Source organism: Pseudobacteroides cellulosolvens ATCC 35603 = DSM 2933 (assembly GCF_001262605.1).
GTDB classification, from domain to species: Bacteria; Bacillota; Clostridia; order Acetivibrionales; family DSM-2933; genus Pseudobacteroides; species Pseudobacteroides cellulosolvens.
The window spans coordinates 4,530,618-4,543,475 of record NZ_LGTC01000001.1; the positions used below are offsets into that span (position 1 = coordinate 4,530,618).

A 12,858-nucleotide genomic window follows, 5' to 3' on the forward strand; every position below is an offset into this window, starting at 1 on the left:
TTATCGTCCTTTTAAAATTACTTATTAACGTGCAAGCCGTTTCTGTTCTTTTCCTTTATCCTGCCTTACAGTCAGCCATATTGTATATCCAATGGAAGCAATCATCACTATAAGGGTAACCCATGCAACAGAATCAGCTATACTATCCTGCTGTGGTACCCAAGGATCGTCATTGTTACCCTTTAAATAAACATACCAATGATTGATCAATGAACATATAGTTATGAAAACTGTTGGTATTATCATTCTTTTATCCCATAAGATTGTAACCATGGCAAAAACAATTGCGGGCAGCAAGTACCTTTCATGCATTTTAGTTGCGAATACGAATATTCCTGAAGTTAGAATATATCCTGCATAGTAAAGTGCCATAGCACTTCTTTTCTTTATGGCAAGAAGCATTATAGCCAAAACGGATATAATTCCCCACAATAGATATCCCCATACAAGAGCACTCAATCCAAACCAGTAAGGCTCTTTATCCGATGTAGTCTGACCATCCATAATGGTCCAGAAATTAAATCCATTAGCGGTTGCATAAGGGTAATCATTAAGGCTCGTTGAATACTGATGAACAAGCCAAAAATAGAAATCTGTGAATTTAAATGCTGCTTTACTAATAGTCGAAGTATTTTTATCAATATTAAACATTCCATAAGGAAATGGCCTGCTTTTACATTCCACTTTAACATACCTTGCCTTGACAGGCTGCAAATCTATATGATCAAGCTTACCGCTGTAATTTGAAGTATTCTTCCCAACTTTTTCACTGTATACCAAATCCCATTTCACTGCGTCATTTGAAACCAGAATATCATACGTTTTAGCATATTCCCAACCCCACTTTAAGACTATCCTGTTAATCTCAGTGGATTCACCAAGATCAGTATATATCCACTGGTGTGTGAGATGCTCCGAAGACCATGCCGTATTTTCATCCATATCAGAGGCATTCTTCGCAATATACTTTTCGGACTCTTCCCCTGATGCTTTGAATTCTTTGTTTTGTGCGAGGTTTGCAGCGGAGTTTGTGCTTCCATAAACCTCCATATCCTTAAGGAAGTAAAATGATGTTTCCCTGTAAAATGGTAATACCAAAATGGCGTAAATCAACATACATCCAGCTACTGTAATAGCCAGCTTTTTAAATGTATCAAAAACTGCTGATTTAAGTACAGCTTTATCCCTGCTGTTTTTGAACTCAATATATTTTTTCCATGGAAAATCCTTAAAATACAGGAAAACTACCATAGGCACAATTGCTATAGTCTGTGGCTTGGTTAGTGCCGCTACTCCATAGGCAAACACTGCCCAATAGGTCTTTTTGCAGTTGAAGAGAAACACAACTGTCAATAGCATGGTTGCAGTAAAAGAATCAAACTGCCCCCAAATAGAGGAGTTAAAAATTACCGCAGGATTAAATGCATATATTATGCCAAGAATTAATCCCAGCTTTTCCTTATTGTACTTTCTAGCAATAAGATAAATTAAAATACCTCCGCCTATATCAGAAAGCACAGACCAGAATTTTACAAAAAACTCTGTTGCCCCAAGCTTACCTGTAATGAAAAGGAAATACATGTAAAACGGGCCATACACACAATGAGTATTTCTATAGAAATCTTTAAAGCTGTTTTCCGGGTCTGCAAGGAAACCCGCCCAATACCTGTATCCTCCCATATCTATCTTGTAACAAGGCAGCAAGTTAAAAAGCATCCTTAATGCGGTTACAGCAAAAAGTATAATCAGCAATATTTTAATGGATATTTTAAATGCAGGCTTCTTTTCTTTTTTATTGATATTTTCACTGCCTGAACCTTTACTCTTTCCAGGCTTTCCTTTAATATTCTGTTCCATATTGTCAGTTATCCCCCTTAAAGAGCTATTTTTTTACCTTGTAAATATTTGTATTACTTTGTTTGATGGTAACAACCTTGTCCAAAACTGTACTTATAAACACTTCATCCAGTTCTTTAACCTGATCCCTCATTCCATCATCAACAAGAATATATGATATGTTATTTTCTTTCAAAAGCTTGCTAAGTGCTTCTTTATTCTTGCAAGCGTAAATTTGTTTTACGATCTCTTCCCTCTTATAGGTATCATATCCTGCACTCCACGCATAATAAGGATGTCCATAATATATAGGTCTTCCAGCAAGCAATACCGGATCTATGACATCCGGCGTAGTAAGAAATACATCTTTAGGACCGGTATTGTTCTTCACCCATTTAGTAACAGGATCGTTTACAGAAAACTTGACGTTTTGATAATAATTCATATTAAAAAGTGTTTTAAGGTCAATGAATCCGGTAAATGTTAGTATAAATACCAACAAACCTGCTACAGCTTTTACAATTATCCCTTTCTTAATATACATCCTATAAATGAAATTTGCCATAATAATATCAAATAAAATTGACGTAACCATTATATACTTATGATTAACAGGCACATCAGGACTAAGTTTCAAAGTTGTGGCAATAACCCATGGCATTAGGAAAGCCAATGCCAGCCACTTTCCTCCTTTAGGAGTTATGGGGTAATCCATAACAGTATTTGCTACTATAGCCGTAACCATCGTGATTACAATTACAGATACTTTGAATATGTCATGAACATTAGGGAATATAAAAATTGAACCGCCTATCAAAGAAACAATTGCTGCCAGCGAAATCCAGCGTCCAATGCCTTTTGGAATGCTGAAAACAGCAATTATCATTAAGTATGGCATAATTCCCAAAAGCTCAATGAAATATTTTATTACATGAGGCGTCATTTGTATAATAACATTAATAAGCGATCCATATTCGTGGGCATCCCTATATTGCATAAAATCAGCCATCATATCATCAGGGAAGGTAGTTAGAAAACCTATATAAAGTTCAGGCTTAACTGCTGACTGTCCCGCTCCCATAAACAAGCCTTGCTGAAGAAATGAAAAGAGGACCGTTATAGCTGCTATACCAAGGTATTCAAGACGTCTTTTTGACATGATTGCCATAATGCAAAGTATGGGCAAAGTTGCAATTGTTACCGCACCATTCCAGAAAGTCATCAGTCCTAAAATAAGTCCTATCGAAATAGTTCTTTTTATATCTCTAGGTAACCATGCTTCCTTTGAAAGCATAAACTCTTTGAGCCAATTTCTTATATAGAGGTTATTGAAGCTTACCTTTTTATCACTTGATACTGCAACCTCTTCAGTATTTTCACTATTGTCAGTTGAACCGCCTTCTGAATTCAATACTTTTAACTCATCCCTGGTTTTTACCCTCACCTTTTTAAGTCCACCGATCATGCTTCTAAACATGGGATAAACAGCTATCATCACAAGAATCATAATGCCAAGAGAAAAAGCAAGGTGCCGCTGGTTTACATATACATTCTGTGCATATAGTCCCCAGGTTTCCTGACTCGATGATCGGCCTATATGTCCTGATGCATTGTCCCATAAAGCTTTCAATATATCCGGAAATGGAATTTTTTCCTTCATTTTGTCGGTTATATAGGTAAAATCCGCAAAGGAGCTTCTGAATGCAAAAAGAAATGCAGTAATAAATCCTGCTCCTCTTGTTCCCATAGTCATAACAACAAATGAATACAAAAGCATTAAGAAGGCTACAAGTGAAAGAATACTCGGCATATTAAATGCAAAATCTATTCTCATTCCCAGAAATTCCAGGTTACCTGCCAAAAACTGATACATAAAATGATATCTGATTTTTCCATCGGGAAAGTGGGGGTATTGGGTAGGAAAATTTGATCCTTCCGAAAATGATCTTATCATTGACATATGCGGCCCAAAGTCACTGTGAACGGTTCCGCCGATTGTCATAACTCCCCCGCTTACATTTAGAGTCAAAAACATAAAGTATGTAACAATAACAGTTGAAATTAAAATAAAACCAAATTCCCATCTGCGGTTTAACAGAAATGAAACAATGTCATTTCCCCTGATTTTGAAAAGTTTTTTAAAGAAAGACCTGAAATCATCTTTCCTTTTATGAATTATTATAGCTGCAAAAACAATAAAAACACCAAAAGAAATTAAATTTCCTAACAGCAATGGTTTATTGCTGAAGCTATTAGACAAAGCGGCACCAATATATGTAAGCCACGTAATCAGCATTGTACCTATCAAAAAGGAAGCTGGTATTGTAACCATCCAATTTTCCAGTTTGATGGGTTTTCCAAACAAGCTTATTGTTTTATTAACCCTGAATAATCCCGGTATAACTTTTTTCAGAAAATTATATGCAACAAATGAGGCTATAATAAAATAGCCTGATCCTAGAAGTAATCCCAGAATAAAACGAACCACTTCCATCATTAAACAATTCCCCCTTTAAAATATTTATTTAATAATTAGGTATTTAGTAATGACTAAAATATAACTTCCGCTATAAATTTCGCTTACGTATTGACTTGACTCGTCAACACACGCTTAAAAGCGGAATTAATATTTTAATCATTACTTATATAAATCTATTTTGTTGACATAATTGTGCTGTCCGCCTTCTCAGCTATAAGGTACCTCGGTCTTTGTTTAACTTCCTCATATATCTTGGCGATATAAGATCCAATAATCCCCAAGCTAATCATAAGAATACTTCCAATAATAAGAAGCAGTAAAATTACAGTTGTAAATCCATCAACTGCATGACCTTTAAAATACATATACAACGATTCTATCCCAAGCGGTATGGCACCTAATAAAAACAATACTCCTAAAAAAGTAACTATATATAATGGCAGTGAAGAGAATGAAGTAATAGCATTAACTGCCAGCTTTACAAGTCTTAGGGGCGACCATTTAGAGTTGCCTTCCAGTCTTTCTGCAACCTCAAATGGAATCTGAATTTTCTTATAGCCCACCCACGTAGACATACCTCTGAAAAACGTGTTCCTCTCGCTCATTTGCTTCCATGCATCCAATACCTTTTTATCTAGAAGCTTAAAATCAGATGCTCCTGCAAAGTCAAACCCCGAAAGCTTTTTTAAAACGTTATAAAACAACAGAGAGCTCATTTTATACGCAATGCTTTCTTTTCCCCTTGATACTTTAACGCATTCAACAATGTCAACACCCTCATTCTTCCACAAATAAACCATTTCAGGTATTTTTTCCGGGGGGTGCTGTAAATCAGAATCCATCACTATACAAGCATCACTTGTAACATTTTCCAGACCTGCACATAATGCAGCTTCCTTTCCAAAATTCCTGCTCAGTTTAATTGCCAAAACACCCTCTAGTGATAAAGAAAGCTTTTTTAACTCATCCCATGTATTATCCTTTGAACCATCATCAACTAGAATGAAATTATGTTTAATACCACTTTTATTAAGGGTATTATGTATCACTTGAATATTTTTTTGTATATGCTTTTCTTCATTATAAACAGGAATTACTATAGAAATCAACTTTTCACTCATTTCGGACTCCCTTTTACCTTATAAATAATTATTTTGTATATTATAAAGTTCCATATAAAAATCAGGCCCATAATAAATATCTTGGAAAAATACTCATTCTGCTTCATGACATCTACCAACAAATAGATTGCTAAAGATGAAAATGCCAGATTAAACATGAATAAGACGGTATATGATGAAAGCTGCTTTAGAAAATTCTCCCTTACTTTGAAAGTCCAAAACTTATTTAAAAGGAAGCTTGCCCAGAAGCCTACAATTTGACTGGCACCGCTAGAAAAAACAGTCCATAATTTAAGATACTTGACTAATAAATGAAATAATAAAAAGTCACAGCCAGCAGATACTACACCAATTGCAAATGTTTTACCAAACTGTATCATAGTATTTTTGTTCAGAAATTGTGCAACGTATTTGCTTTTTAGAATCCCGCCAAATAAAGTATTCGAATTCATTACTATCTCCTATGTATATTAAAAGCATAACTATCGACAAAAAAAAGCATAACAGTCTTATTTTATTATAACAACTACATCAAAAATATGCAATTTCTTATTTGCAAGGCTTTAATGGGAAAAATATAACAAAACCTGCAGACATAAAAAAAGTGACTTCACTGCAATAACAATTTATAAGGCTTTGTTATTGTACAACAAAATCACTTTCGGCATGCCTTGACAGCAAATATCAACACTATTCTATTTCTACTAAGTATTTATTAATCATTTTTACAGGGTGATAAGAAAGCTTTGCCTTTCTTATGCCTTCGATTCCTAAGTCCTGTTCCCTGTTTATATATTCTACATGGCCCCATTCATTTTCACAAAACTGCTGATTTGTTATTGTATAAAGGCCATTCACTTTGCTATTGGCTTTTCCACATGTATAACGGCAGTATTGTCATTTAACATCTCCCCTATTGTAAAAGCCTCATACCTGCCATTGACACTAATAAGTGCACCTTTACATCCTAATTCATCAATATTATTAAGCAGCTCCATATTTGCCTTGTTCTCACAGTAATTGGCATTATGGTCTTTACAGTCTTTCTCAGCACACCATTCGTCCATAATCCTTTTACACTCAGAGATATTCGAAGCGTCTACCTTCTCATAACTATACTCATATAATCTTTTAAACTTATGGATGTGGTTTCTTTTTCCATCATACTTTTTCCCGACAAGAGAAATAAGATCCTTAGAAGAATAGACATAATCAGAGTTGGCTTCATCCAGTTTTATTTCTGCTTTATCCTTAAATAACTCCTTAAAAAACGGCAATATGCTTTCAGGAACTCTTCCAAAAACCATTTTCCAATTATTCTTTTTAAAATAATCCCACAGCATTAATACAATATCTTTAAACCCCTCACTGCTTAATCTGCCAAAGGGTGCAAATGCAAACGGAATCCCTTCATCAGGCACAGAAATAAGAACTAGCATATCACCTACCTGTGCATATCTAAACTTATAAAAGTTTCTCCACATAAACATATTTGTAAAGGTAAGCTCAGATATTTGCGGATTATCCATCCTTAAAAACCTGTTGAAATATTCCCTGTCCCTTAAAGCAATTTCCTTAAAATCCATTCCCATTTTAATCTCCAAATCCAACGCCTACACTTCTGGCAATTTTAATCAGTTCACCATTAATATCTACCGTCTTTAATTTACCAACAGCATCCTCCAACGAAACATCTGTTATAGAATTTCCTTGCAGTGCTACCATCTTACCGAATTTGCCCTCATTTATCAATTCAACTGCAGCTACTCCGTATCTTGTTGACAGAATCCTGTCATAGGGTACAGGCCTCCCCCCTCTTTGAAGGTGACCTAAAACAGTAACCCTTGTCTCATGACCTGTGGCCTTTTCAATATCATCTGCTATCCTGTTGCCTATTCCTCCAAGCCTTATTGGATCTGGGCTATTTTCAACTATCTTGCTGATAACCACGTCTCCATCCTTAGGCTTTGCACCTTCTGCAACAACAATGATACTAAAAAGCTTCCCCTGCTGCTTTCTTTCGGCAATTTTATCTACTATGCTGTTTATATTATACGGTATTTCAGGCAATAGAATTACATCCGCCCCGCCTGCAATGCCTGATTCCAATGCAATCCAACCGGCATATCTTCCCATTACCTCCAGAATCATTACCCTGTGATGTGCTTCAGCAGTTGAATGAAGCTTATCTATAGCTTCAGTTGCTGTTTCAACAGCAGTCATAAAACCAAATGTAGTATCTGTAGCAGATAAGTCGTTATCTATTGTTTTAGGAACGCCTACAACCTTTAATCCCTTTCTTGCAAAATCCCTTGCACTTGTCAGGGTTCCGTCCCCTCCTATTAAAACCATACAATCAATTTCATGCATACTTACATTATCCATTACCCTCTCGGACAAGTCTTTATATTCAACCTTTCCATCCTTCTCAAGCCTAAAATTGAATGGATTATCCCTGTTGGAAGACCCAAGTATGGTACCGCCCTTATCAAGAATACCCGATACGTCTCTGGAGTTAAATTTGATATAGTCGTTCATTACAAGCCCTCTATATCCATCCTTAAACCCTATAACCTCCCACTCATACTTTCCCATAGCTGTCTTAACTACTGCTCTCAATACTGCATTAAGTCCGGGGCAATCTCCCCCGCCGGTAAGAACTCCTATTTTCTTTATCATTATAACGTTCCTCCTTCATAAATTATGGCAATATTTTATTTTACAGCTTTGACTATTTCAACTAAAAAACTTGCTGCCTTTACAAGATCACCAATAGAAATCTGCTCTTCCACACTGTGTACCTTATCCATGCCAACACTTACATCAACAGCCTGTATACCTTTGCTATTGACAATATTAGTATCGCTCCCTCCGCCTGTTGCCTCAAGAACAAGCTTTATACCACATTTTTCAGATGCATTTTTTAGAATTCCTATTATATCATCATCTTCATTTATTTTAAATGAGGGATACATCAGTTCATCTTTAAACTCTATCTCACCGCCAAATTTATCAGCAGCATCTAAAAAACACTGTTTCATATGATTAGTCTGGCTCTTCAGTTTGTTATCACACCTGCTGCGTGCTTCGGCTTTTAATTCTACCCTGTCACAAATTATATTTGTTGCATTGCCTCCATTTATAATTCCAATATTAGCCGTAGTCTCATCATCAATTCTTCCCAGCTTCATTTGGGAAATCGCATGGGCAGCTATAGCTATGGCATTAACACCCTTTTCCGGCTCGAGACCGGCATGAACTGCTTTTCCCTTTACAACTATGTCAATCTTATTCTGTGAAGGTGCAGTTATTGCCACTAACCCTATATCTCCACCCGAATCCATAACAAAACAATATTTTGCATGTATTTTACTATAGTCCAGGTTTTTAGCACCAATTAACCCTACCTCTTCACCTATGGTAAACGCTACCTGAATATCCCCATACTCTTCATTGTTTTCCGCTAAAACTCTTAAGGCTTCCAATATGGACACAATACCGGCCACATCGTCTCCACCAAGTATTGTCGTGCCATCCGACCTTATAATATCACCCTTAATGTTTGCTTTTTTGTTAATCCCAGGCGTAACAGTGTCCATGTGAGCCATAAGAAGTATGGCCGGAACATTTTTATTACCTTTTTTTTCCCCTATTATATTTCCGCAATTGCCGCCTGTCTTAATTCCTGCATCATCCTCATAGACATCAAAACCCATATCTGATAGTCGGTTCTTCAACAAATCAGCCATATTTCTTTCTTTAAGAGAGAGGCTATCTATACTTATCAGCTCAACAAACTCATTAACTATCCTATCTTGATTAACCATCCATATTCTCCTTATATTAATTATTATTTATAATTATATTGATTAAATTAGTTATTATTGTATTGAAAACGATTAATCTTTTAAAACTCACCAGTCAAATTGAGTAAGAGCACCTTGATCCTTTAACCCTTTAAAATCACCCTGTCTTAAAATCTCATAAAGAACTACTGCCACCGAATTTGACAAATTGAGAGACCTAAGTCCCTCTCTCATTGGAATTCTTATGCAATACTCCTTGTTTTTATAAAGCAGTTCTTCCGGAAGACCTTTTGTCTCTTTACCAAATACGATAAATGACTCATCCGGATAACTTATATCTGAATAAACATTAACTGCTTTTGTAGTTGCATAATAAAAAGCATTATCCTTATATTTTTCACGCAGTTCCCCAAAATATTCATAATAGCATATATCTGCCTCATTCCAATAATCAAGGCCTGCACGCTTTAGATATCTATCCTCCACTGAAAATCCAAGAGGTTTTACCAAATGAAGCTTCGCCCCTGTAGCAGCACATGTTCTTACTATATTCCCTGTATTTTGTGGTATTTCAGGTTCAACCAAAACAATATTTATTGACAAGTTACAACCTCCAGACATAAATGCCGTTTTCATTATTTCATTATTATACCACATATAAACTTTTTTCCAAAAACAAAATCACATCAAAAAAGATGGTTTATTAAACCACCTTTAATCGTCTTAATATCTTTGCTATTCTCTGCTTTACTCCTCAAATGCCAAGTCAATCTCAAAAGCTTTTCCATCACCCAACATTAATGGTATACAAACTATTTTAAGCTTGTTGTTAGATATTTGTAGATTATCTCCAAACAAGCATGTTGGAGGAGTTATATCAATAGGGGTACCATTATTATACAAAATCGTTGCAGTGTTTCCAAGAATCATATTAGTAAGCTCTGAAAGTGCACTCTTTGACATTTCATCAAGTCCCGCAACCGGCATTCCTCCCATCATACTCGATGCAATGTAAAGTCCTACCTCCATGGTCATTGAAAACATAGCCTGACCTCTAATCTGCCCGGTCAATCCTACAATAATAATTATAGAATTACTCTTATATGGCGATTCTTTAAGATATACTTTACCCATCTTTGCGTCAATTCCTGCAATTTGTTTTAACACAGTTTGACTAGCTTCAATAAATGGGTTTATATACTCAATATTCATCTATAAAATCCCGCCTTTTTCGTATAATTTATATTATTTCATTTTTATTAAGTAATATTATTGATATTTGCCCGAACAGACTTAAAAAGAGAATTATACCAAATGCAAAAAGCTAATTGACTTTCATATACTGCAAAAAATATTCATAAAGAAATTTCATATGATTATTATTCTATGCAAATTATTAAAATCCTTCTTTTATTTAAAACAAATTTCATTATGCAATAAAAAAACTTTATAAGGGAGTAACTTAACTACTCCCCTTTATTATGGAATGTTAACAATCCAGACTACCTTCATCTTTTAGCTTTTGGAGTAAATGCAACTGACATTATATAACCAAAAAATACAGCTGCAGTTATTCCTGCTGCTGCTGCACGAATCCCACCAGTAAATGCACCCAATAAGCCATACTGATCCACATCTTTTATAGCACCTTTGGCAAGGTTATACCCAAAACCAGTTAAAGGGACTGTAGCACCTGCCCCACCTACATCAACAACCTTTTGATATATACCTAAGGCACCCAGTATAGTACCAGTAGTAACAAATAACACCAAAATCCTTGCAGGTGTCAGCTTGGTCTTATCTATAAGAATCTGTCCAACAGCACAAATCAATCCGCCAATTATAAACGCATTTAAATATGTCAGCATTAAATCACCTCATTCAAACTTATTCTGTATTGATATCGCATGTGCTATACCTGGAATTGATTCACCTTGTTGAGCACTTGTAGAGCTAAGTAACGCACCTGTTCCTACAAATAATATATTATTATACTTACCCTTTTTCATTTCCTGATATAAATAACCTGCCAAAGTCACAGCAGAACAGCCACATCCGCTTCCTCCAGAATGTGTATCCTGCTTTTGAGAGTCATAAACCATCATACCGCAATCAGCATAATTACTCTTAATATCATATCCTTGCTTACTAACAAGTTCTTCACATAATTCCTTTCCAAAGCTGCCTAGATCTCCCGTGATTATCAGGTCATAATCCGATGGGCTTAATCCTGAGTCCTTAAAGTGTGTAACTATTGTGTCTGCTGCTGCCGGAGCCATTGCCGCTCCCATATTGTTAGAATCCTTGACGCCCAGGTCTACTATTTTTCCTGTTGTTACATATGTTATATAAGGGCCAATACCTTGATTAGATAACATTACACCGCCTGATCCGATTACAGTCCACTGTGCAGTAGGGGGTCTTTGGGATCCAAGCTCTAAAGGAAATCTAAACTGCTTTTCTGCCGAGCAAAAATGGCTTGAAGTTATGCAGACCACATTATCCGCAAATCCGCCATTAATAAGCATAGCACCTAAGCTGGCAGACTCAGCCATGGTTGAGCAGGCTCCATATAAACCAAAAAAAGAGATACCTGCCTCCCTCAATGCGAAATTTGATGCAGTACACTGATTAAGTAAATCGCCTGCCAATATATAGTTAATTTCATCAAGAGCCTTGCCTGATTTATTTATAATTTTGCTGAGAGTTTCCTTCATCAGCTTGCTTTCTGCCTTTTCCCAGCTTTTTTCTCCCCACATCTCATCTTCAATTACCATATCATAGTATATTCCAAGCGGTCCCTGGCCTTCCTTTGGTCCTACTATTGAAGCAGTAGATATTATGCTGATTGGGCTATCTATTTTAACTGTCTGTTTTCCTTTACGCTTAGTTGGCATAATTCTCCTTTCAGTTTTAATCTATATTAATCTATATATTAAAACTTTAATAAATAGTGCAGTATCCCGACCACTACTGATGCTGAAATACCATAAACAAGCACAGGACCAGCAATAAAAAACATCCTTGCTCCAACTCCGGTAACATAGCCTTCACTCTTAAACTCCATAGCCGGTGATACAATTGAATTGGCAAAACCGGTTATTGGAACAATGGAGCCTGCACCTGCAAATCTTCCTATATCGTCGTATACATTTATTCCTGTTAAAAAAGCACCTATAAACACCATAATAAGTACGGTCAAATTACTAGCCGCATCTTTGCCTAAACCTTGTGCCACAAGAGAATTGCTAATAAACTGTCCTACGACACAAATCACACCTCCCACAGCATAAGCCTTTACAATATTTCCTGCTACTTTTGATTTAGGAGATTTCTTTTCTACATAATCCAAGTATTCCTTATTAGTAAATGTCTTTTGCATAATTCCTCCAATTCAAAAATATAAACACCCTTTGAAGGTATCTTATCAATACTTCCGTTTAAACTTATTATTCCAAAGGCAATAATAAGTATGATTAAGGTTAATAATATTAGAAGTATGACAACCTTATTTCTTTGGAAAATTTCATTCATACAATTCTCTCCATTTTGGTTTTTCAATATTCACAATCCTATTATGGTTTATTTTTTCGGTTTTATGTATCCTTTTGTTTTT

The 12,858-nt window shown here is 35.7% G+C and carries 12 protein-coding genes and 1 pseudogene; all 13 read right to left on the reverse strand.

Annotation, left to right across the window (positions count from 1 at the left end; all coding sequences use genetic code 11):
- Positions 1-24: 24 nt before the first annotated feature.
- The 13 genes and pseudogenes from Bccel_RS18555 to Bccel_RS30320 all read right to left on the reverse strand — a co-directional run bounded on the left by Bccel_RS18555 (position 25) and on the right by Bccel_RS30320 (position 12,776).
- A complete protein-coding gene (locus Bccel_RS18555; RefSeq protein WP_036936684.1) occupies positions 25-1,857 on the reverse strand; it encodes a discoidin domain-containing protein in 1,833 nt (610 codons plus the stop codon).
- A 25-nt stretch (positions 1,858-1,882) separates the two neighbouring features.
- Positions 1,883-4,333: a hypothetical protein gene (locus tag Bccel_RS18560; protein WP_050753621.1), complete on the reverse strand. Its 2,451-nt coding sequence runs from the start codon at positions 4,331-4,333 to the stop codon at positions 1,883-1,885.
- 155 nt (positions 4,334-4,488) lie between these two features.
- Positions 4,489-5,424 carry a glycosyltransferase family 2 protein gene (locus Bccel_RS18565; protein WP_036937039.1) on the reverse strand — a complete coding sequence of 312 codons (936 nt, stop codon included), beginning with the start codon at positions 5,422-5,424 and terminating at the stop codon, positions 4,489-4,491.
- A gap of 8 nt (positions 5,425-5,432) precedes the next feature.
- Positions 5,433-5,888 carry a GtrA family protein gene (locus tag Bccel_RS18570; protein ID WP_050753622.1) on the reverse strand — a complete coding sequence of 152 codons (456 nt, stop codon included), beginning with the start codon at positions 5,886-5,888 and terminating at the stop codon, positions 5,433-5,435.
- A 238-nt stretch (positions 5,889-6,126) separates the two neighbouring features.
- Positions 6,127-7,028 (reverse strand): annotated as a pseudogene (locus Bccel_RS18575) (DUF2156 domain-containing protein).
- A gap of 1 nt (position 7,029) precedes the next feature.
- Positions 7,030-8,115 carry a 6-phosphofructokinase gene (locus tag Bccel_RS18580; RefSeq protein ID WP_036936678.1) on the reverse strand — a complete coding sequence of 362 codons (1,086 nt, stop codon included), beginning with the start codon at positions 8,113-8,115 and terminating at the stop codon, positions 7,030-7,032.
- 35 nt (positions 8,116-8,150) lie between these two features.
- Entirely contained in the window at positions 8,151-9,263 is a 1,113-nt protein-coding gene (locus Bccel_RS18585; RefSeq protein WP_036936675.1) for a M20/M25/M40 family metallo-hydrolase, read from the reverse strand.
- A gap of 87 nt (positions 9,264-9,350) precedes the next feature.
- Positions 9,351-9,845, reverse strand: a complete 495-nt coding sequence (trmL, locus tag Bccel_RS18590; protein ID WP_036936672.1) for a tRNA (uridine(34)/cytosine(34)/5-carboxymethylaminomethyluridine(34)-2'-O)-methyltransferase TrmL — start codon at positions 9,843-9,845, stop codon at positions 9,351-9,353.
- A 144-nt stretch (positions 9,846-9,989) separates the two neighbouring features.
- Positions 9,990-10,454: a chemotaxis protein CheX gene (locus Bccel_RS18595; protein WP_036936669.1), complete on the reverse strand. Its 465-nt coding sequence runs from the start codon at positions 10,452-10,454 to the stop codon at positions 9,990-9,992.
- A 296-nt stretch (positions 10,455-10,750) separates the two neighbouring features.
- A complete protein-coding gene (spoVAE, locus tag Bccel_RS18600; protein WP_457920552.1) occupies positions 10,751-11,107 on the reverse strand; it encodes a stage V sporulation protein AE in 357 nt (118 codons plus the stop codon).
- A 12-nt stretch (positions 11,108-11,119) separates the two neighbouring features.
- Positions 11,120-12,139, reverse strand: coding sequence for a stage V sporulation protein AD (spoVAD, locus tag Bccel_RS18605; protein ID WP_036936663.1), 1,020 nt, complete (start codon positions 12,137-12,139; stop codon positions 11,120-11,122).
- 38 nt (positions 12,140-12,177) lie between these two features.
- Positions 12,178-12,624: a stage V sporulation protein AC gene (spoVAC, locus tag Bccel_RS18610; RefSeq protein WP_036936660.1), complete on the reverse strand. Its 447-nt coding sequence runs from the start codon at positions 12,622-12,624 to the stop codon at positions 12,178-12,180.
- The gene (locus tag Bccel_RS30320) at positions 12,582-12,776 is read right to left on the reverse strand and encodes a hypothetical protein (protein ID WP_036936658.1); all 195 of its coding nucleotides are present in this window, start codon (positions 12,774-12,776) and stop codon (positions 12,582-12,584) included. The genes spoVAC and Bccel_RS30320 overlap by 43 nt, the downstream gene beginning before the upstream one ends.
- Between the last annotated feature and the right edge of the window lie 82 nt (positions 12,777-12,858).

Excerpts from the sequence above, each read along its gene's own strand:
- Bccel_RS18555 (WP_036936684.1), bottom strand. The coding sequence starts at position 1,857 with ATGGAACAGAATATTAAAGGAAAGCCTGGAAAGAGTAAAGGTTCAGGC.
- Bccel_RS18580 (WP_036936678.1), bottom strand. The coding sequence starts at position 8,115 with ATGATAAAGAAAATAGGAGTTCTTACCGGCGGGGGAGATTGCCCCGGA.
- spoVAD (WP_036936663.1), bottom strand. The coding sequence starts at position 12,139 with ATGCCAACTAAGCGTAAAGGAAAACAGACAGTTAAAATAGATAGCCCA.
- Bccel_RS18560 (WP_050753621.1), bottom strand. The coding sequence starts at position 4,333 with ATGATGGAAGTGGTTCGTTTTATTCTGGGATTACTTCTAGGATCAGGC.
- Bccel_RS18585 (WP_036936675.1), bottom strand. The coding sequence starts at position 9,263 with ATGGTTAATCAAGATAGGATAGTTAATGAGTTTGTTGAGCTGATAAGT.
- Bccel_RS30320 (WP_036936658.1), bottom strand. The coding sequence starts at position 12,776 with ATGAATGAAATTTTCCAAAGAAATAAGGTTGTCATACTTCTAATATTA.
- Bccel_RS18595 (WP_036936669.1), bottom strand. The coding sequence starts at position 10,454 with ATGAATATTGAGTATATAAACCCATTTATTGAAGCTAGTCAAACTGTG.
- spoVAC (WP_036936660.1), bottom strand. The coding sequence starts at position 12,624 with ATGCAAAAGACATTTACTAATAAGGAATACTTGGATTATGTAGAAAAG.
- Bccel_RS18570 (WP_050753622.1), bottom strand. The coding sequence starts at position 5,888 with ATGAATTCGAATACTTTATTTGGCGGGATTCTAAAAAGCAAATACGTT.